The sequence below is a fragment of the Actinocrinis puniceicyclus genome (genome assembly GCF_018283645.1).
GTDB classification, from domain to species: Bacteria; Actinomycetota; Actinomycetes; order Streptomycetales; family Catenulisporaceae; genus Actinocrinis; species Actinocrinis puniceicyclus.
In genome coordinates this window covers 21,258-37,745 of record NZ_JAGSXH010000060.1, presented here as the reverse complement: position 1 = coordinate 37,745, position 16,488 = coordinate 21,258, and the positions used below count along the sequence as shown (strand labels likewise).

The 16,488-nt window shown below is 68.2% G+C and carries 16 protein-coding genes, 1 tRNA gene and 1 pseudogene; 8 read left to right on the top strand and 10 right to left on the bottom strand.

What is annotated here, in order from left to right:
* Positions 1–444 (top strand): annotated as a pseudogene (locus tag KGA66_RS17205) (NF041680 family putative transposase); the annotation flags it as partial.
* A 172-nt stretch (positions 445–616) separates the two neighbouring features.
* On the opposite strand, the gene KGA66_RS17200 reads toward KGA66_RS17205, so the two are convergent.
* Entirely contained in the window at positions 617–1,249 is a 633-nt protein-coding gene (locus KGA66_RS17200) for an ATP-binding protein (protein WP_211469156.1), read from the bottom strand.
* A 400-nt stretch (positions 1,250–1,649) separates the two neighbouring features.
* The gene (locus tag KGA66_RS17195) at positions 1,650–2,447 is read right to left on the bottom strand and encodes a glycerophosphodiester phosphodiesterase (RefSeq protein ID WP_211469160.1); all 798 of its coding nucleotides are present in this window, start codon (positions 2,445–2,447) and stop codon (positions 1,650–1,652) included.
* 154 nt (positions 2,448–2,601) lie between these two features.
* On the opposite strand from KGA66_RS17195, the gene KGA66_RS17190 reads away from it, so the two are divergent.
* Complete coding sequence (locus KGA66_RS17190; RefSeq protein WP_211469155.1) at positions 2,602–2,958, top strand: YbjQ family protein; 357 nt, start codon at positions 2,602–2,604, stop codon at positions 2,956–2,958.
* A 59-nt stretch (positions 2,959–3,017) separates the two neighbouring features.
* On the opposite strand, the gene KGA66_RS17185 is transcribed toward KGA66_RS17190, so the two are convergent.
* The 4 genes from KGA66_RS17185 to KGA66_RS17170 all read right to left on the bottom strand — a co-directional run bounded on the left by KGA66_RS17185 (position 3,018) and on the right by KGA66_RS17170 (position 5,475).
* Positions 3,018–3,102 (bottom strand) — tRNA-Ser (locus tag KGA66_RS17185).
* A 167-nt stretch (positions 3,103–3,269) separates the two neighbouring features.
* Positions 3,270–3,569, bottom strand: a complete 300-nt coding sequence (locus KGA66_RS17180) for a hypothetical protein (protein WP_211469154.1) — start codon at positions 3,567–3,569, stop codon at positions 3,270–3,272.
* A 93-nt stretch (positions 3,570–3,662) separates the two neighbouring features.
* The gene (locus KGA66_RS17175; protein ID WP_211469153.1) at positions 3,663–4,742 is read right to left on the bottom strand and encodes an inositol-3-phosphate synthase; all 1,080 of its coding nucleotides are present in this window, start codon (positions 4,740–4,742) and stop codon (positions 3,663–3,665) included.
* Positions 4,743–4,839: 97 nt separating this feature from the next.
* Entirely contained in the window at positions 4,840–5,475 is a 636-nt protein-coding gene (locus tag KGA66_RS17170; protein WP_211469152.1) for a PadR family transcriptional regulator, read from the bottom strand.
* A gap of 794 nt (positions 5,476–6,269) precedes the next feature.
* Here KGA66_RS17170 and KGA66_RS17165 point away from each other — a divergent pair.
* Both KGA66_RS17165 and KGA66_RS17160 read left to right on the top strand, forming a co-directional pair.
* Entirely contained in the window at positions 6,270–8,900 is a 2,631-nt protein-coding gene (locus tag KGA66_RS17165) for a transglycosylase domain-containing protein (protein WP_211469151.1), read from the top strand.
* A gap of 244 nt (positions 8,901–9,144) precedes the next feature.
* Entirely contained in the window at positions 9,145–10,770 is a 1,626-nt protein-coding gene (locus tag KGA66_RS17160) for a glycosyltransferase family 87 protein (protein ID WP_211469150.1), read from the top strand.
* A gap of 42 nt (positions 10,771–10,812) precedes the next feature.
* On the opposite strand, the gene KGA66_RS17155 is transcribed toward KGA66_RS17160, so the two are convergent.
* Genes KGA66_RS17155 through KGA66_RS17140 form a run of 4 tightly spaced genes read right to left on the bottom strand, consistent with a single transcriptional unit; the run spans position 10,813 to position 14,233 of the window.
* A complete protein-coding gene (locus KGA66_RS17155) occupies positions 10,813–11,790 on the bottom strand; it encodes an alanine racemase (RefSeq protein ID WP_211469149.1) in 978 nt (325 codons plus the stop codon).
* Between the two features lie 55 nt (positions 11,791–11,845).
* Positions 11,846–12,991: a lipid II:glycine glycyltransferase FemX gene (locus tag KGA66_RS17150; RefSeq protein WP_211469148.1), complete on the bottom strand. Its 1,146-nt coding sequence runs from the start codon at positions 12,989–12,991 to the stop codon at positions 11,846–11,848.
* 59 nt (positions 12,992–13,050) lie between these two features.
* The gene (locus KGA66_RS17145) at positions 13,051–13,869 is read right to left on the bottom strand and encodes a deoxyribonuclease IV (protein ID WP_211469147.1); all 819 of its coding nucleotides are present in this window, start codon (positions 13,867–13,869) and stop codon (positions 13,051–13,053) included.
* Between the two features lie 49 nt (positions 13,870–13,918).
* Positions 13,919–14,233, bottom strand: a complete 315-nt coding sequence (locus KGA66_RS17140) for a hypothetical protein (protein ID WP_211469146.1) — start codon at positions 14,231–14,233, stop codon at positions 13,919–13,921.
* A gap of 249 nt (positions 14,234–14,482) precedes the next feature.
* Between KGA66_RS17140 and rpsF the strand changes: the two genes are divergently transcribed.
* The 4 genes from rpsF to rplI all read left to right on the top strand — a co-directional run bounded on the left by rpsF (position 14,483) and on the right by rplI (position 16,173).
* The gene (gene rpsF / locus KGA66_RS17135) at positions 14,483–14,785 is read left to right on the top strand and encodes a 30S ribosomal protein S6 (protein ID WP_211469159.1); all 303 of its coding nucleotides are present in this window, start codon (positions 14,483–14,485) and stop codon (positions 14,783–14,785) included.
* Between the two features lie 90 nt (positions 14,786–14,875).
* Positions 14,876–15,442 carry a single-stranded DNA-binding protein gene (locus KGA66_RS17130; RefSeq protein ID WP_211469145.1) on the top strand — a complete coding sequence of 189 codons (567 nt, stop codon included), beginning with the start codon at positions 14,876–14,878 and terminating at the stop codon, positions 15,440–15,442.
* A gap of 30 nt (positions 15,443–15,472) precedes the next feature.
* On the top strand, positions 15,473–15,709 hold the full coding sequence (rpsR, locus tag KGA66_RS17125) for a 30S ribosomal protein S18 (RefSeq protein WP_211469144.1): 237 nt from the start codon (positions 15,473–15,475) through the stop codon (positions 15,707–15,709).
* Positions 15,710–15,726: 17 nt separating this feature from the next.
* A complete protein-coding gene (gene rplI, locus KGA66_RS17120) occupies positions 15,727–16,173 on the top strand; it encodes a 50S ribosomal protein L9 (RefSeq protein WP_211469143.1) in 447 nt (148 codons plus the stop codon).
* Positions 16,174–16,488: the final 315 nt, after the last annotated feature.

Sequence of the window (16,488 nt, the reverse complement as noted above, 5' to 3'; positions counted from 1 at the left end):
CCCGGCACGCCGGTGGACGTGGACCTGTTGTGGAAGGCGTACCTGCGACGTTTCGACCAGGAGCACTTCCACCGCTTCGCCAAGGTCCACCTGGGTCTGGCGCGCGCCCGGGTGCTCTCGGCGCAGGCCGCGGACCGGTGGGCGGCCCTGGTGATCGCCGGCTACGCCCAGTTGCGCGCCGCCGCGCCGCTGGTGGCCGACCAGCCCAGGGCCTGGCAGAAGAAGACCGCCGCGGGGCGGATGCCGACACCGTGCCGGGTGCGGGCCGGGTTTCGCCGCCTGCGCGGGCAGTTGGGCAGCCCGGCCGGTGCGGCGAAATCCGTCCGGCCCGGACGCGGGCGGCCCCCGGGGCGTCGCAACAAGCCGAAACCCCTCCGGCCGGTCTACAACAAATCGGATATAGCGCTCATGGCAAGCCGGGCACGCACCGCCGCACCGCCATGACACCCCGGCTATAGCAATGCGCTACAACACCGTCAACCGCCAGGAGTCGATCCCCGCGACCTCAAATCTCAAGTTAAGAGCACTGCTTTGCCCGGTCTTGACCCGGCGATGGGCCCTGTATTACAGGGTTCTTCGATACTTGGGCGGTTCGCGACACCCGCTGCGCGGCTGATCAGCGCGGCGGGTAGGTCGGCAGCAGATGCAGGACGGCGGCCCGTGGCTCGGCGTGGACCGGACGCTGCGGAGCGCTCGCCGTGGGCGCGGCGGGAGGATCGGTGGTCACGCCGTCCGTCGATACGGACGGCGCGGACGGCAGCGCGGTCACCGTGCCGGTCACCACCGCGCCGCGCTCCGTGCGCAGCCTGCGCCCCGTGTGCCGGGCGCGCAGCCCCAACTCGGCCCACACGGTGTATTCATCGCCGCCTTCCTCGCGCTGGGAGCCCCAGCGGTCGGCGAGCCGGTCCACGATCTCCAGGCCGCGGCCCGCCTGCGCGGACACCGACATCGAGTACGGCTTGGTGGACGGCCGGGTGGTCCCGCCGCCGTCCGTCACCTCGATCCGCAGCAGCCCGTCTCCGCTCAGCTCCCAGGAGACCCGGATGGTGCCCGAATTCAGCGCGCGGGCGTGCCGTAGTGAGTTGGTCACGAATTCGGAGAGTATGAGTACCGCGTCGTCCACCAGCGAACCGAGCACGTCACGCTCGTACAGAGCCGAGGCCAGCTGGGCTCGCGCCTGCCTGACGCTCACCGAGGAGTGCGGCAGGTGGCCGGTGTACGAGGCAGGCGACACCCGCGCCACAGGCATGATCACCCCCACCGACCCCTCTCACAGCTCCCGGGTGCCCGGACCAGGTTCCAGACGGCACCATGGGATCGATGCCCCCGGCCGCAGGAGGGGAAACGACCTGTTCCGGTTCGCAACGGCGCGTGCACGCCGTACTCGCGCCGCGCGCGCCCCGCCGGGCTCCGGCTCGCGACCGCCCGCCGGGAAACCGCGCTGGCCATGACGGGGTTCCCGGTTTGACCACGCTGTGCGCCCAATGCCCCGGCTTTACCGAGATTTGAGGCATCCGGCGGTGCAAGCCAGGAAATCGTGTCAAGACGCGACCATCGGAGCGTGTCCGGACGGGCACTTAGCGCGCACGACCACAGCGCTTGCCGGGCGCTCCCTCAGCTAGCACACAGCTAGCGCCAGCTAGCTCCGGCTACTTGCCCTCTGCGTCGATCAAAGCACGCACCTCTCGTGGCCGGTTCGTGATGACCGCGTCGACGCCGAGTTTCAGGCACAGTGCGACGTCGCGCGGATCATCGACGGTCCACACGTGCACGCTGCGCCCCGCGCGGTGCAGCCGTTGTACGTACTCCGGGCGCAGCCGCAGGATCTCGATCGCCGGCCCACCGATCGGCACTCCGCGCGGCAGCGAGCCGTCGCGCAGAAGGTACGAGAACGGCTCCATCAAGAAGACCGTGTCCAACCTCGGCGCGAGTCGGTGGATCCGTCGCACCGCGAGCCGGGAGAAGCTCATCACCCGCACCGGCGAACTCTCCCCCACGGGCGGGTGCGCCCAACCGAACTGGTCGAGCAGTTCCACCAGCTTCCGCTCCACCAGTCCGGCGTACCGGGTCGGGTGTTTCACCTCGATGGCGATTTCGACCCGGCGCGGCTGCTCCGCGACCAGTTCCAGCAGTCGGCGCAGCGTGAGCACCCGATTGCGGTCGAGGTCCGGCGCTTCGGCGTCCTTCGAACCGTGCCAAGACCCGAAGTCCAGTTCTTGCAGTCGTGACAGCTCCAAGGTGGAGACGAGGCCACGGCCATCGGACGTCCGATCCACGCGCCGATCGTGCACGCACACCAGGTGACCGTCGAGCGTGAGCCTGACATCGCACTCCAACGCGTCTGCTCCCACGGACAGCGCAGTGCGGTAAGCCGTAAGCGTGTGCTCGGGTGCCTCGGCGGAGGCTCCGCGATGCGCTACCACCTGGGGGCGCCGATGCTCGGTCATCACGATCCCATCGTGTCAGCAAGCGCCGCGTCTCTGGTGGTCAACACCAGACAGCGATAGGAAGGACCGGTGAACACCCCCGCAGAGGCCGGCGGTGTCACGGTGCGCGAGACACATCGTGCACATACTCACCGCAGATGGGAGCACAGCACCGATGAGCGAAGCGTCCGGATGGACCGGCCCGCAGTTCCTCGTCGTCACGTCCAATGACGTGCCCGGCTATCGGATCGACCAGGTGTTCGGCGAGGTGTTCGGACTGACCGTCCGATCCCGCAACGTGTTCAGCCAGATGGGCGCCGGCCTGAAGTCGATGTTCGGCGGCGAGTTGCGCGGTATGACCAAAGTTCTGGTGGAGAGCCGCAACGAGGTGATGGGGCGGATGATCGCCGAGGCTCAGGCGCGCGGTGCGAACGCGATCACGGCGATGCGCTTCGACACCTCGGAGATGGGCGACGTGTGGACTGAGATCTGCGCCTACGGCACCGCGGTGCGCATCTCTCCGCTGGGCTGACCGCGGCGCCGACCGGCCCGCACCGGTCGGCACCGGTCGGCACCGGGATTCTCCACAGGCGGAGGGCGTGGGATTCGAACCCACGGTGACTCGCGTCACTCCGGTTTTCAAGACCGGTGCATTAGGCCGCTATGCAAGCCCTCCTCGCGGCCGCACTCCGCGTTCCCGGGATTGCTTCGCCGCGGCGCTAAGTCTCTCATGAGCGCGGCGTCTCTTATGAGCGCAGGGTTCCCCGCGCTGAGCTGTGTGAGCAGTGCAGGCCGGGTCGTGCGCGCCCGGTTGGTCCGTGTCGGCGGCTGAGCAGCGTCCGCTTACTTCTTCGCCGAACCGGCGCACAAGACGAACGCCGCCGCACCCCTCGGGTACTCGACGAAGGCTCGGGTGGTGCCGTTCACCGCGTCGCACCGATTCGAGTCGTCGCCGGAGAACTTGGCAAGCACCTGCAGAGCGCCGGTGCTCCCGCAGGAGACATGCACGAGTTCGCCGGCTCTGGGGCTCGTCACGCAGTCACCGACCGCGGCGTAGTGGCCGCGGCCCTCGTTGACCCAGTAGAGGTAACCGGCGGCAAGGAGCGCCCCTGCGACGATCCCCCAGACGACCTTGCGCGACATGCGATCGAGCCTACCGGCCCGGGCGCATGTCGCGCAGAAGGCTTACCTCGCGGGGCTTACGCCCGCTCCAACGGAGTCAACGGCAAGCCGCGCTCAGCGGTCGACTTCGCCGCGGATGAACTTCTCCACCGCGTCACGCGCTTCGTCGTCGAAGTACTGCACCGGCGGGGACTTCATGAAGTACGAGGACGCCGACAGGATCGGTCCGCCGATGCCCCGGTCCATGGCGATCTTCGCGCAGCGCAGCGCGTCGATGATCACACCGGCCGAGTTCGGCGAGTCCCAGACCTCCAGCTTGTACTCGAGGTTCAGCGGCACGTCGCCGAACGCGCGGCCCTCCAGACGCACGTACGCCCACTTGCGGTCGTCCAGCCAGGACACGTAGTCGGAAGGGCCGATGTGAACGTTGCCCTTGCCGATGTCGTGCGAGAGCTGCGAGGTGACCGCCTGGGTCTTTGAGATCTTCTTCGACTCCAGCCGCTCGCGCTCAAGCATGTTCATGAAGTCCATGTTGCCGCCGACGTTCAGCTGCATCGTGCGGTCGAGCGCCACGCCGCGGTCCTCGAACAGCTTCGCCAGCACCCGGTGCGTGATGGTCGCGCCGACCTGCGACTTGATGTCGTCTCCGACGATCGGGACACCCGCTTCGGTGAACTTGTCCGCCCACTCCTTGGTGCCCGCGATGAACACCGGCAGCGCGTTGACGAAGGCCACCTTCGCGTCGATCGCGCACTGGGCGTAGAACTTCGCGGCCTGCTCGGATCCGACCGGCAGGTAGCACACCAACACGTCGGCCCGCGTGTCCTTCAGCACCTTGACGACGTCCACCGGCTCTTCCGGCGACACGTCGATGGTCTGCTGGTAGTACTTGCCCAGACCGTCCAGGGTGTGGCCACGCTGCACGATCACGCCGGTGGGGGCCACGTCGGCGATCTTGATCGTGTTGTTCTCCGAGGCGTTGATGGCGTGCGCGAGATCCTGGCCGACCTTCTTGGCGTCGACGTCCAAGGCGGCCACGAACTCGATGTCGTGCACGTGATAGTCACCGAACTGGACATGCATCAGGCCGGGGACCCTGGTGCCCGGGTCGGCGTCCTTGTAGTACTCGACGCCCTGCACGAGAGAGGAGGCGCAGTTTCCCACGCCCACGATGGCTACGCGAACCGAACCCATGCGGTGTTGCTCCTTCTGAATAGTCGATCTTCGGTGGGCGGGGTTGTTCGCGCCCTGGATCGTGGGACTGGCGTGCCGGCGGCCCGCCTCGGGACGGTCAACCGGCCGGGGGGCCCAACTGCGGGCCCACCTGCTGGTCGTGCTCGGTCTTGATCAGCTCGTTGAGCCAACGCACTTCGCGCTCCACCGATTCGAGCCCGTGCCGCTGCGCCTCCAGGGTGTAGCGGTCCAGCCGCTCCCTGGTGCGGATCACCGACTGGCGGAACAGGTCGAGGCGCTCCTCAAGCCGGGAGCGGCGGCCCTCAAGGATCCGCAGCCGGACGGCGGCGTCCGTGCGGCCGAAGAAGGCGAAGTGCACGCCGAAGTTCTCGTCCTCCCAGGCCGAGGGACCCGCGTCGGACAGCAGCTGCTTGAAGCGCTCCTCGCCCTCCGGGGTCAGCCTGTAGACGATCTTCGATCGGCGCGGCGCGGCACCCTGTCCGGCGGCCGCGGCACCCTTCGCGGCGACGGACTTGGCCGCGACCCTGCGCGGTGCCGGGTCCGCGTCCGCGTCCTCTACGAGCCAGCCGTAAGCGACCAGTTCCTTGAGACAGGGGTAGAGCGAGCCGTAGGAGAACACGCGCAGCGAACCGAGCAGGACGTTGAGCCGCTTGCGCAGTTCGTATCCGTGCATCGGCGACTCGTGCAGCAAGCCGAGAACGGCGAACTCCAATACTCCGGAGCGCTTCGCCATCAGGCCTCCTGCCCGTCAGCGGCCCGATCCGCGCGAGGACCGGGTGTCCGCAGATCTTCCGTGCGCCGGACACACGGGGTACCTTGCGTGTCCGGGCGGTGAAGACCACTCTCATCGATGTATCGAACCGATACATCGCAACGATAGATCGGTCGCGGCACCCCTGACAAGTCCGCGGCTCGGCGTGTCCGCAAATATCGTCATTTCGGCCTCATTGCGGACATCTACCGCTAACAGTGGGAAAGTGATCGCCCGGCTTCAGGCGGCTTGAGGAGGCGGCGTACTCTGCTTGCCAATCGTGTCGTCAGCGACGCGGGGAACCACCCCCGGAAAGGCTGTCGTCCTTCCGGGGAAGGCGAGGCACCAGGCACAGGGAGCAGACGCGGCTTATGGGCGGAGATCACGAGTACGGGCGCGGCGACGCGCCTGGAGGCGGTTCGCGGTCCTACGGGGGCGGCAGACGCGGCTACGGCGCCGAATCGAACGAGCCGGACGGTCCGGACGACAGCGCAAACTCTGGTTATGAGGCACCGCCCGGCTATGTAGCCGGCGCAGGCTATGGACAGCCGGGCGGGTCCGGGCCGCGCGGATACGGAGACGCGGGCGGAGGCTCCCGCGGTTACGGGCAGGCCGGCGACGCCGGAGCCGACCGCGGTTCCGGGAGCGGCGCCCCGCGCGGCTACGGTCAGCCACCCGCAGATCCATATTCAGGCGGCCGTCGCAGCAGACAGGGCCCGATTCTGGGCGAGGTCGTCTACGGGGAGGGCGGCGCCGGCCAGGACGGTACCCGCCAGATGCCGAGCTTCCCCGACCAGCCTGCCCGCGGTACGGACGACGTCGTCGGCACGGCGCCTCGGCGCAGCCGGCTCGAAGAGCGCCGGGCCGCCCGCAGCGGCACCGACGCGCCGACCGAGTATGCCCCGGGCCAGGAGCGCTCGACTCGGTACGGTCCCAGCGCCATCGACGGACGCTCGACCCGCAACGGCGCCGGCCGCCGGACGGGCGAGCGCGGCCCAGCAGGGCGCCCGGGGGCAAGGCCGGTGACGAAGACCGGCTACCACCGGTACTTCGACTACCCGCGCACCGGCATGGACGGCTGGCGGCACTGGGTGCCGTCGATCAAACAGGTCTCCTCCTTCGTGCTGGCCGGCTTCTTCCTGATCATCGGACTGATCGCGTTCGAGTACGCGACGGTGCAGATCCCGACCGCGCAGTCGCTGGCGTCGACCGCGCAGGTCACCACCTTCACCTACGACGACGGCACCTCGACGTTCGCGAAGTTCGGCGACACGAACCGGCGCGACGTGAACATAAGCCAGATCCCGATGGTGATGCAGAACGCGATCATCGCCGCCGAGGACAAGACCTTCCGCACCAACCCCGGCATCTCGTACACCGGCATGATCCGCTCGTTCCTCAACGACGTGGAGGGCAAGCCGCTGCAGGGCGGTTCGACGCTGACCCAGCAGTTCGTGAAGAACGCCTACCTGACGCAGAGCCAGACCTTCAGCCGCAAGATCGACGAGATCTTCATAGCGCTGAAGATCGGGCACACCTGGACCAAGGACCGGGTGATGCAGGAGTACCTGAACACGGTGTTCTTCGGCCGCAACGCCTCCGGGGTCGAGGCCGCGTCCAAGGCCTGGCTCGGCAAGGACATCGCGCAGGTCAACGATCCCTCGGACGCCGCGCTGCTGGCCTCCCTGGTCAACCAGCCGACCAACTTCAGCAAGGGCTACGATCCGACCGAGGACACGGCGACCCAGACATACTGGCAGGGCCAGCTCAAAGCGCGCTGGTCCGCGGTACTGAAGAACATGTTCGACTACGGTCTGATCAAGCAGTCCGACCTCGATGCCGCCAAGTTCCCGACCATCGTGCCGCAGAGCAACAGTTCGGAGAGCATCGAGCAGCAGCAGATGAAGCAGGCGGTCGAGAACTGGATCGACACCTACGCGAGCACCAACCCGAACAGCGGCGTGCCGGACATGAACCAGATCGAGTCCAGCAACGGCGGCTACACCATCGTCACCACCTTCAACCAGAAGTACATGAATCTGGCGAAGCAGGCGGTACAGGATCGGCTGCTGTCCAAGCTGGACAGCAAGAACTGGTACGACCAGAACCTCTATCCGGCGCTCGCGGCGGTGGACCCGAGCACCGGAGACCTGATCGCCTTCTACGGCGGCACGGACCAGTTCAACTCGGCCACCCAACGCCAGGTGCAACCCGGTTCCACGTTCAAGGCGTTCACGCTGGCCACGGCGTTCCAGCAGAACTACTCGCCGGACAGCTACATCGACGGCAGTTCACCGTGGCCACAGAAGGGCAATGCGGCGGAAATGCAGGCGGCGGCGGGTGACCCGCCGGTGAAGAACGACGACGGCTCGCACGGCGTCGTCACGATCAACACGGCGACCTCCGAGTCGATCAACACCGCCTTCGTCCGCCTCGCCAACGAGGTCACGTACAAGGACGTCCTGCAGACGGCGAACGAACTCGGCGTCACCGAGAAGACCTCACGGGGCCTGCTGGCGAACGCGCGGCTCACGCTCGGCGTCGCGTCGGTAAGCCCGGCCCGGATGGCCTCCGCGTACAGCGCGTTCGCCAACAACGGTGCGCAGTACCCGCTGATGGAGGTCAAGGAGATCAAGAACGTCAGCACCGGATTCGACTGGAAGCCCGACGACAAGCCGAAGCAGGTTCTCGACCCGAACGTCGCCGAGACGGTCACACAGACGCTCACCCATGTGACGCACGATTCCGACGGCACCGCCTACGGCGCGACCAACCAGGCCGGTCTGCAGAACATCGCCGGCAAGACCGGTACCTCGACGATGGACATGGGCCCGCTCCAGAAGAACTATCCGGATATTTACAAGAAGACCCAGAACGGCTACTTCACCACGGCTGCGGTGTGGTTCAACGGATACACCTCGAAGCTGGAGACAGCGGTCGCGGTGTCCCGGTGGATCAACGAGAAGGATCCGCAGACCGGCAAGACCATCCAGGTGGCCGCGCCGGTGGACAACATCAACAACTCCGGCTTCGCCTACGGCGCCTCGGTCTCGCTGCCCATCTGGTCCGAGTTCATGAAGCTGATGCAGGGAACGAACTCCAAGTTCGCGGGAGACCCGCCGTTCCCGACGCCGAACACCGCGAACATGAAGATCATGAACAGCCCGGCGGCCAGCCCCTCGCCCTCGGCCAGCCCGACCACGGCGCGGCCGAGCCCGAGCGGCCCGACCGGCACGCCGAGCGCCGGCACCCCGAGTCCGAGCGCGACCGCCACCTGCTCTCCGGGCTTCCTGGGGCTCGGCGGCTGCACTGGTGGTGGTGGCGGCGGCGGCGGTGGCGGCGGTTCGTCACCGACACCGAGCGGAACGCTGCCGTCGACGTCACCGAAACCAACGCGCTCGAAGTAACTCCGGCGCCCACCCCAGCGCGTGGCCCCGCGATCCGAGGATCGCGGGGCCGCAGCCTTCCTCCGCCACACAGCACCTGCAGCCCGCCGTTACCGCTCGCGCGTGCGCTTTCACGACACGGACGGCACCGGTAACGCACCCGCGCGCAGATAAGACCGCGTCAGAGCCGCTCAATGCAATCGATCGCCCACGGACACGCCATGCCATCGCGCTTGCTCTTGAATCGCTCGCTATGGTTACGCGCATGACGGTCAGCACTGCCGAAGTCGACGAAGCTCCCGAGCCGCGCGCGACGCGCCCGACGACGCTCGTCGTCACAGCGCCGAGCTTGGACGATCCCGTGGCGAACCTTGGCGCCGACGGATTCGGCGGCGTGCTCGGCCGCCGCGCCCGGCTTCCGCGCGGCCGGGCGACGATGGCCTTCCTGCTGCTCCTGCTGACCCTGCTTTCCACAGCGGTCGGCATCGGCATGCGCGAGCCCTGCTTCAAGTCGTCGTGGACCGGCGGCGGCAATCAGCAGTACACGCACATGTGCTACACCGACATCCCGTTCATGTATCAAGGACGCGGCTTCTCACAGGGTCACGTCGCGTACTACTCGACCAACCCGAACGACTATCTCGAATACCCGGTCATCACCGGCGCTGCGATGGAGACGGCGGCGCTGCTGGCCCGGCACGTACCCGGCGACGCGAACAACCAGGGCCGCTGGTTCTACGTCTTCACCACCTGGTTCCTGCTCGCTTTCGCGGCGATCACGGTGGTGGCGCTGATCGGAGTGTCCGGGCCGCGCCCGTGGGACGCCATGATGTTCGCTGTCGCCCCGGGGCTGATGCTCAACGGCACGATCAACTGGGACCTGATCGCGGTGGGGCTGGCCGCCGTCGCGCTGCTGGCCTGGGCGCGCGGCAAGCCCGTGGTGGCCGGGATCTTCATCGGCCTGGGCACCGCGGCGAAGTTGTATCCGGCGCTGCTGCTGGTCGCCCTGGTACTGCTGTGCTGGCGCGCCGGGAAGATGAAGTCGTGGGCGCTGTGCCTCGCGGGGGCGGCCGGCTCCTGGCTCGCGGTGAACCTGCCGTTCATGATCGAGAACTGGCACTCGTGGACCTACTTCTACACGTTCAACGAGAACCGAGGCGCGGACTGGGGTTCGCTCTGGCTCTTCCTCGAATACAGCCCGCTGCACATGAGCTTCAAGCCGAACCAGATCAACACGCTGTTCGCGGTGTTGCTCGCGGTATCGTGCGTCGGTATCGGGCTGATCGCCTGGCTGGCCCGGCACCGTCCACGGGTCGCGCAGATCGCGTTCCTCACCGCGGCCGCGTTCATCCTGTTCAACAAGGTCTATTCGCCGCAGTACGTGCTTTGGCTCATCCCGCTCGCCGTGCTGGCTCGGCCGCGCTGGCGCGACTTCCTGATCTGGCAGGCGTGTGAGGTGCTGTACTACGGGGCGATCTGGATGTACCTGGTCACCCTGAACACGCCGGAGCGGGGCCTGCCTCAAGGCGGCTACGACACCGCGATCGCGATCCACATCGGCGGCACGCTGTTCTTCGTGGTGCAGGTGATCCGCGACATCTTCGACACCCGGCGCGATCCGGTTCGGGCCGGCGGATTCGACGACCCGGGCGGCGGCGTGCTTGACCAGGCGCCGGACGTATACGGATTCCGCGACTTGTTGGAGGTCGCCGCGGTTCCCTCGCAGTCACGTCCCGCTGAGACGGCCGCAGCCGGCGAAAGCGGCGACGAGGAGGGCGAAGCGGGGACCGGTGCGCTCGGCACCGCGCGGACCGGAGCAGGGCACAGCGACGAGGCCGCTACCGGTTCCGGCGCCGATGCCGACGCGCAGCAGCCGGACACAGCCTCCTGACGCTGTGCCTTCCGCGCCGCACGATCGGTGCCGGCCTCGAAGTCACCGCATGACGACCTGGTCGAAATGCGTCGAGGTGTGCCTCAAGTCGGCGCACAACTCGCTACCCGGCTCCGGAGGCTCTACCTGCCGCGGCAGGTAGAGCATGGAAACCAGCATGTGCGGCGGTTCGGCGAACCACTGCTTGCGGCCCTTCCAGGTGAACGGCGAGCGGGTCCGGTTGGCCGCCGCGAGCCCGGAACGCAGCAGTTCCTTGGCCCGCGGCAGCAATCCGCGCAGCGTGCGCGGCGCTTCGAGCCCGACGCCCTGCACGGTCCCGCCGCTGACCACCACCACCCAGCCGTCCTGTCGCGACCGATTCTGCCGGTAGCCGATCCGGTCGCCGCGCTGCACGGGAAAGGCGTCCAGCACGGTCGCCCTGGCCTCGACGGCGTCCGGCGCGCCCAGCCACAACTGAGTGCCGATCCGCGGCCGGAACCGGGTGCCCGGGCACGCACGCTCCAGTGCGGCGATCTCGGCGCGGCTCAAATGGCTGACGTATATCGTCTCCACCCGGAACCCGGCCTGGCCCAGTGCGCGCACCCAGACTCTGGTCTCGTCCGCGGGATCGGTCGACGCCGGCCGGTCCAGCGGAAGGTGCAGCGAGAAGCCGTCGACCTGCTGGCCGCCGAGCGCCTGTGCGGCCAGGGCCAGATCCTGCCGGGCGAGCCCCTGGCGCAACAGGGAACTGCGGCAGTCGATGATCATCCGCTGTCCGGCGAGTTTGCGCACCGCGTCCACCGTGGTTGCCGTGCGCACGATACGACTGTCGTTGAATGCCGGCTCCGCACCCTCCAAGTGCGGTTCGAGGATGATCACATCTCCGGCGAAGCAACCGAGCACCGCGGTCGCCTCCTGCGCTGTTCCCACCGCCAACTGGTCCACGCCGAGGCCGGCGGCGGCACGCGCGAGCACCGGCACCGTGAACCCGTAGCCGTTCCCTTTGGCCACCGGGACCAGATCCGGCTCGGTCTCGAGCATGCACATCTGGTGATGTCGCCAGGCTCCGCGATCGACGTACAGCGTGAGAGGCATCTCAACGCCGCGCCAGATAGAGCTGGAAGGCCCGGTACAGCACGGGGTTGACCGGGAAATCCCACTCGCCGAGGTACTCGACCGCCTCACCACCCAGCCCGACCTTGAATCGCAGCAGGCCGTGCAGATGGTGCGCGGGATCCAGCGTGCTGGCGATGCCCCGCAGGTCGTAGACGCTCACGCCGTCTGTGAGACAGTCCTCGATCATGCGCCACTGCAACGCGTTCGACGGGCGGTGCTCGCGCCCGGCGTCCGCGGAAGCTCCGTAGCTGTACCAGGCGTACGTTCCGACGCGCACCATGGTCGCTGCGGCCAGGGCCGTGTCACCGCGCCGAGCGACGTACAGGCGGATGCGTTCGGGCTCCTCCGCGTTCAGGGCGCCGAACATGCGCTGGAAGTACTCCAGGGGCCGGGGAATGAACCGGTCTCGCTCGGCGGTCTGGAGGTAGAGGCGGTGAAACTCTGGCAGATCGGCCTCGCGGGCGCGCTCCACCCGCACACCGGCCCGCTCGGCCAGTCGGATGTTGCGCCGCCACTGCTGGCTGAACGCGGCGCTGACCTCGTGCCGGTCGCGGCCGAGCAGCGGCAGGCGGAAGAGGTAGCGCGGCTGGAAGTCGGCGAAACCATCCCCATCACGTTCAGTGCGCCGCCAACCGAGTGAACGCAGCCGATGCGACAGCTCGTCGGCGCGCGAGTCCGCGCCGTCCGCCGGGACCTCGCCGAGCCGTCGGCACCGGCCCGAGGCCATCGCCCGTTTGACGGTCGCGCAGGACCAGGTGCGCGCCACGACCTTCGGCCCGAGTTTGACCGCGAACGCGCCACGCCGGCGCAACTCGCCGACCAGCGGCCCGAGCCATTGCTCCAGGCCGAGCCCGGTCCGCTCGCCGAACCAGTCGATCACCGGCCCCTCGGGCAGGTAGGCCAGGCAGCGTCGTACCCGAGGCAGCCATCGGTAGAGCACCAGGCCGGCACCTACCAGGTCGCCGCCGCGGAACCAGCCGAGCGACTCGGCGTCCCAACCGCTCTTGACGGCTCCCCATGAGGGGCACTGCAGGAAGGAGACCGCCGACCCGGCGTCGTGGGCGAATGTCGCCGCGCCGCGCACGAACTTCAGGTGCTCGTCGCGGTCGAGAGGTCGAATGACCAACTCGTCAGTCGCTTTACGTGATGATCCGCTCGCGTAGAGTAGTGCCACGCCGAAGCAGGTTACTCCGGGTCAGCCAGCCTTTCCCGGATCCAGGCGATATCCGCGGCTTGGGCCGCCGCGTCGCCGGGCGTCTCGCAGACGAAGTCGGCGCCCACGGCGGCGGCCGCGCGCACGGCGACGGCCAGGTCGTCCAGGTCGATCGCACCGTTCCCGAAGTTGGCGTGCCGGTCACGGCCCGAGTCCAGGCCGCCCTGCGAGTCGTTGGCATGGACCAGGTCGATCCGCCCGGTGACATCGACGATCTTGCCGACGACGGTGTCCAGGGGTTCACCGCCTGCGAACGCGTGGCAGGTGTCCAGGCAGAAGCCGACATCGTGCCCGTCGACCGCGTCCCACAGCCGGGCGATCGACTCCAGTCGCCGGGCCATCGCGTGATCGCCGCCCGCCGTGTTCTCGATCAGCAGCCGGCAGGAGAACTCCAACCCCTCGACCGCCTTGCGCCAGTTGTCGAAACCGACCGCCGGTTCGTCGTTCTTCGTGGTGTGCCCGCCGTGCACGACGACGCCGAGCGCCCCGACCTCGGCCGCGGCGTCGAGGGTCTGCTGAAGCAGCTTCCGGCTGGGAATCCGGATCCGGTTGTTCGGCGAGGCGACGTTGATCACGTACGGCGCGTGCACATATAGCGCGAGCCCCGCGTCCTTCACCGTCCGCTTCAGCGCCGCTGGCCCGTCCGGGTACAGCGTCGCCGGTTTTGTCCAGCTCTGCGGGTCGCCCAGCAGGATCTGCATGGCCTCGGCGCCGCGCGCGGCCGCGGCGCCGAGCGGGTCGGCGGGGTCGACGGTGCAGCCGACGCGCGGCCGCGGGCTCTTGTTCACCATGAGGGCAACCGTACTGCCGGCCGCGGACACCCGCCGCTGTCAGTGGGCGTCAGTAAAGTCCACCGTGAGCGAGTCCGAACAGCAGGCCGATCCCGGAAAGGACGACCCCGGTGATGTTCACGAAACGCTCGGCGGTGGTCGCCGAGATCATCTGCGCCCACAGTCCGGCACCCAGGCCGGCCAGGCCGGCCCAGGATCCGAGCAGGTGCATGGAGGGGAAGAAGGCGCACACCGCGGCGACGATGCCGAGCAGCGCGGTCAGGGCGCTGCCGGTGTTCTCCAGGGGGTGCCGGGCGCCGTCGGTGTTGAGCGTGAACGGAAGCTGGTGCCGGTGGGACTGTTCAGGAGAGATCGTGCGTGCCATCGGTGACTCCTTTCCTCCGTGGTGCGGCTCCAGGCGAGCGGAAGCGGCGCATCCCAGCGCGCTGGGTGAGGGGCCACCCGCTCCACTGTCACCATCGACGCGTTCCCGGTCGATTTCAAGGGACCAATGGCATCCGGCTAGACTTGCCCGAACCCGGTCTGTGCACGCACCTGAGCACAGCCCGACGCATCGCCCTCCTGCCGCGGAAAGTCCGCGGCCGCCTTGAGTCCATAGGAGGTGGGTTTCCGCATGCGTCATTACGAAGTCATGGTCATCCTCGACCCGGACCTCGAAGAGCGTCAGATCGCTCCGTCGGTGGATAACTTCCTGAACGTGATCCGCAGCAACGGCGGCACGGTCGAGAAGACCGACATCTGGGGCCGTCGTCGGCTCGCCTACGAGATCAAGAAGGGCGGCAGGAAGGTGTCGGAAGGCATCTACGCCGTCATCAACCTGAACGCCGAGCCCTCAGTGGTGAAGGAGTTCGACCGCCAGCTCAACCTGAACGAGGGTGTGCTGCGGACCAAGGTCATCCGACCCGACCAGCGGTAGGTGTTCCGGCACCGAGCTGCGCCGGGCCCGTGTCACCGTCGGGGCGGTGCGCCCCACCAGACCGCTAGCCCGAAAGGCGAGTAGAACCCCATGGCAGGCGAGACCGTCATCACCGTCGTCGGGAACCTGACCGACGACCCGGAACTGCGCTTCACCCCGAGCGGCGCGGCGGTGGCCAGCTTCACCGTCGCCTCGACCCCGCGCACCTTCGACCGCGCCACCAACGAGTGGAAGGACGGCGACGCGCTGTTCCTGCGCTGCTCGATCTGGCGGCAGGCCGCGGAGAACGTGGCCGAGAGCCTGACAAAAGGCATGCGCGTGGTCGTGCAGGGCCGGCTGCGGCAGCGCTCTTACGAGACCCGCGAGGGTGAGAAGCGCACCGTGGTCGAACTGGACGTCGAGGAGGTCGGCCCGTCGCTCAAGTACGCGACGGCGAAGGTCACCAAGGCGTCCCGGGGTGGCGGCGGCGGTTTCGGCGGCGGCGGCGGCGAGTCGCGCGGCGGCTGGAGCGGCGGCCAGGGCGGTCCCGGCGGCCAGGGCGGCCAGGGCGGCGGTGCCCCCCAGTCCGGAGGCTCCGCACCGCAGGACGACCCATGGGCTACCGGCGGCTCCGGCGGCGGCTGGGGCGGCGGCTACTCGGACGAGCCCCCCTTCTAAATCTGATCTTCGTAGGAAAAGCGAGTAATCATGGCTAAGCCCCCAGTGCGCAAGCCCAAGAAGAAGGTCTGCGCCTTTTGCAAGGACAAGGTCACGTCCGTCGACTACAAGGACACGAACCTGCTGCGTAAGTACATCTCCGATCGCGGCAAGATCCGTGCCCGGCGCGTGACCGGCAACTGCACCCAGCACCAGCGCGATGTCGCCACGGCCGTGAAGAACAGCCGCGAGATGGCGCTGCTGCCCTACACCAGCACCGCACGCTGAGGAAGGGCGGACGAATCATGAAGCTCATCCTCACCCACGAGGTCTCGAACCTCGGTTCGCCCGGCGACGTCGTCGAGGTCAAGGACGGCTACGGCCGTAACTACCTGCTGCCGCGCGGCTTCGCGATCGCTTGGAGCAAGGGCGCCGAGAAGCAGATCGAGACCATCCGCAAGGCCCGCAAGGCCCGCGAGGTGCGCGACCTGGGCCACGCCCAGGAGATCAAGAACGAGCTCGAGGCGCTGAACGTGCGCCTGTCGAGCCGGGCCGGCAACTCGGGCCGGCTGTTCGGCGCGGTCACCGTCGCCGACATCGCCACGGCGGTGTCGAAGGCGGGCGGCCCGGCGCTGGACAAGCGCAGCATCGAGATCCCCACTCCGATCAAGACGGTCGGCAGCCACAAGGTCTCGGTCCGGCTGCACCCCGAGGTGGCGGCCTCGATCGGACTGACGATCGTCGCGGCCTGAGCCCCGGCTCGACAACGCGCGTTCAAGTCCCGGCCGGGTACCGACATCGTGTCGGGTGCCGCCCCTCCACGGAGAGGCGGCACCCGGCTTTTTTCTATCCACAGACGGTGGACGAACGTTAGCCGGCGGCTGCGCACCTCACCGAGCGGTCGGCTCGGCCGCGGCGATCTGTCCACATCGGTTGTCCACCGCATACGCACAGGAAGACCGGCGGTTTTCAACAGGAACGACGCAGTTATCCCCAGGTTATCCACAAGCCCTGTGGACGTGTCGCTCGCCAGCCGACCGGCCTCGCCCGTACGGTAGACAACCCGC

Bases quoted from the DNA above. Each gene is read 5' to 3' on its own strand.
- KGA66_RS17190 (WP_211469155.1), top strand. From the start codon at position 2,602: ATGAGCGAAGCGTCCGGATGGACCGGCCCGCAGTTCCTCGTCGTCACG.
- KGA66_RS17170 (WP_211469152.1), bottom strand. From the start codon at position 5,475: ATGGCGAAGCGCTCCGGAGTATTGGAGTTCGCCGTTCTCGGCTTGCTG.
- KGA66_RS17145 (WP_211469147.1), bottom strand. From the start codon at position 13,869: ATGGTGAACAAGAGCCCGCGGCCGCGCGTCGGCTGCACCGTCGACCCC.
- KGA66_RS17130 (WP_211469145.1), top strand. From the start codon at position 14,876: ATGGCAGGCGAGACCGTCATCACCGTCGTCGGGAACCTGACCGACGAC.
- KGA66_RS17160 (WP_211469150.1), top strand. From the start codon at position 9,145: ATGACGGTCAGCACTGCCGAAGTCGACGAAGCTCCCGAGCCGCGCGCG.
- KGA66_RS17175 (WP_211469153.1), bottom strand. From the start codon at position 4,742: ATGGGTTCGGTTCGCGTAGCCATCGTGGGCGTGGGAAACTGCGCCTCC.
- rpsF (WP_211469159.1), top strand. From the start codon at position 14,483: ATGCGTCATTACGAAGTCATGGTCATCCTCGACCCGGACCTCGAAGAG.
- KGA66_RS17180 (WP_211469154.1), bottom strand. From the start codon at position 3,569: ATGTCGCGCAAGGTCGTCTGGGGGATCGTCGCAGGGGCGCTCCTTGCC.
- KGA66_RS17140 (WP_211469146.1), bottom strand. From the start codon at position 14,233: ATGGCACGCACGATCTCTCCTGAACAGTCCCACCGGCACCAGCTTCCG.
- rplI (WP_211469143.1), top strand. From the start codon at position 15,727: ATGAAGCTCATCCTCACCCACGAGGTCTCGAACCTCGGTTCGCCCGGC.
- KGA66_RS17200 (WP_211469156.1), bottom strand. From the start codon at position 1,249: ATGCCTGTGGCGCGGGTGTCGCCTGCCTCGTACACCGGCCACCTGCCG.
- rpsR (WP_211469144.1), top strand. From the start codon at position 15,473: ATGGCTAAGCCCCCAGTGCGCAAGCCCAAGAAGAAGGTCTGCGCCTTT.
- KGA66_RS17155 (WP_211469149.1), bottom strand. From the start codon at position 11,790: ATGCTCGAGACCGAGCCGGATCTGGTCCCGGTGGCCAAAGGGAACGGC.
- KGA66_RS17165 (WP_211469151.1), top strand. From the start codon at position 6,270: ATGCCGAGCTTCCCCGACCAGCCTGCCCGCGGTACGGACGACGTCGTC.
- KGA66_RS17195 (WP_211469160.1), bottom strand. From the start codon at position 2,447: ATGACCGAGCATCGGCGCCCCCAGGTGGTAGCGCATCGCGGAGCCTCC.